The 1,626-nt window shown below is 60.8% G+C and carries 3 protein-coding genes; 1 reads left to right on the forward strand and 2 read right to left on the reverse strand.

The window, feature by feature from the left end; translation table 11 throughout:
* The coding region (locus tag OQK_RS02085; RefSeq protein WP_016770893.1) for a CHAD domain-containing protein at positions 1-712 on the reverse strand (712 nt) is incomplete at its 3' end.
* Positions 713-818: 106 nt separating this feature from the next.
* On the reverse strand, positions 819-1,097 hold the full coding sequence (locus tag OQK_RS02090) for a hypothetical protein (RefSeq protein ID WP_016770894.1): 279 nt from the start codon (positions 1,095-1,097) through the stop codon (positions 819-821).
* A 214-nt stretch (positions 1,098-1,311) separates the two neighbouring features.
* On the opposite strand from OQK_RS02090, the gene OQK_RS02095 reads away from it, so the two are divergent.
* A partial coding sequence (locus OQK_RS02095) for a patatin-like phospholipase family protein (RefSeq protein WP_038860434.1) occupies positions 1,312-1,626 on the forward strand: 315 nt, incomplete at its 3' end.

Here is a 1,626-nt window from a genome sequence, read left to right on the forward strand (position 1 = left end):
CCTTCAGCTCTGCCTTGATCAACCCGGCCTGCCAGGTGGCCACGCACGGTTGCAGATCGGCTTCCTGTTCGGCGCGGGCCAGCCATTGCCAGCAATCGTGCCAGTCGCCCAGTGCGCCTTGCGCCGATTTCAGGCGTTTGTAAGCCGGTTTCGGCAAGCGATCCAGCTCGGGATAGGCTTCGATGCCATAGCGCACGCGCTTGATCAGCAGGCGCAGACGATGGCGGTCATGGGCGGGATCGTGCAGCGCTTCGTCGAGTTTCTGCCATTGCTTGCCCAGGCGTTTTTCGATGCGTTTACCCAGATCCTTGAGCAAGCCCTGACGCTCGGACGCGCGCAAAAATCGTGGAAACGCGTCGAGAATCATCAGCAGCGAAGCCAGTTCCGCACTCGCCGCCAGCGCCGGATACGCCTCGGCCATTTGCGCCAGACGCCGCTGCGCAGCCTCGGGTTGATCATGCTCGAGCAGATACGCCGCGAGCACTTCGCGATCACGCCACGGTGTGGTCAGATCGCCCACCGCAGAAGCCGCCGCCTCCAGTTGCTCGACTCCCGGCAAGCCACGCAACGGCCGCAACAGACTGCGCAAGCGCCGCACCGTAGTGCGCAAATCATGCAACGCCTCCGGATCAGTGCGCGCAGTCAAGCGCGCCTGACATGCCAGCAGCCGCACATCCAGGCTCAAAACATGAGCCACCAAGCGATCGATCATGGGGGTCTACTCCGTAGGACAGCTTCAAGTTGCAAGCTACAAGCTTCAAGCTGAACGCGGTCGCTTTAAGCTTGCCGCTTGCAGCTAGAAGCTTGCAGCTGCTTTTTTAACGTCCTGCGCGGGATTCGCGAATGTAGAAGCGGGCTTTTTCGGCTTTCTTGCTGCAGCCTTCGAAGCCTTCGAATTGTTGCTGGGTCTTGGCGGCGGTCAGCAGCGACAGCGCTTTGGAATAGCTGACGGTGCCGGCGAAGCCTTCAGCCTTGGCCAGGTCCAGTTCGTGCCAGGCCGCGTCGAGTTGGCTGCCGCAGCTGTCGCGGTACGCGGTTTTGCCGGCGCAACCGGCCAGAACCAGAGCCATCAACGGTACACAGATCCAGGCTTTCATCACTCACACCTCAAGGTAGGTCAACAGTCGTGCAGGTAAGACGGTCAAGCGGCGAAAAAGTGCCTCGCTGACCGGTCAAACCACGTGGCGCAGAGCATAGCGCGCAAGCGTGCGCCGCGAACGAAAAACGACGTCACCGCTTCGCGCAACGACCTTGGCGATTGAGCCGCTTGGCCGATGCGTGCATTGTGCAGGCTTGTCGGGAGGAAGTTTGATGAAAAAGCGTGTCGCACTGGTGCTGGGCTCAGGTGGCGCCCGGGGCTATGCCCATATCGGCGTTATCGAAGAAATTGAAAGACGCGGCTACGACATCGCCTGCATTGCCGGTTGTTCGATGGGCGCGGTGGTCGGCGGGATCTATGCCGCCGGCAAACTGGATGAGTACCGGCGCTGGATCGAAAGCCTTGATTACCTCGACGTGCTGCGTCTGGTCGATGTGAGTTTCCGTCTCGGCGCGATTCGCGGCGAAAAGGTCTTCGGGCAGATCCGCAAGATCGTCGGCGAGATCAACATCGAAGACCTGCGCATC

Origin of the sequence: Pseudomonas sp. R62, from assembly GCF_000257605.1 — a bacterium.
In the GTDB taxonomy this organism is placed as follows: Bacteria; Pseudomonadota; Gammaproteobacteria; order Pseudomonadales; family Pseudomonadaceae; genus Aquipseudomonas; species Aquipseudomonas atacamensis.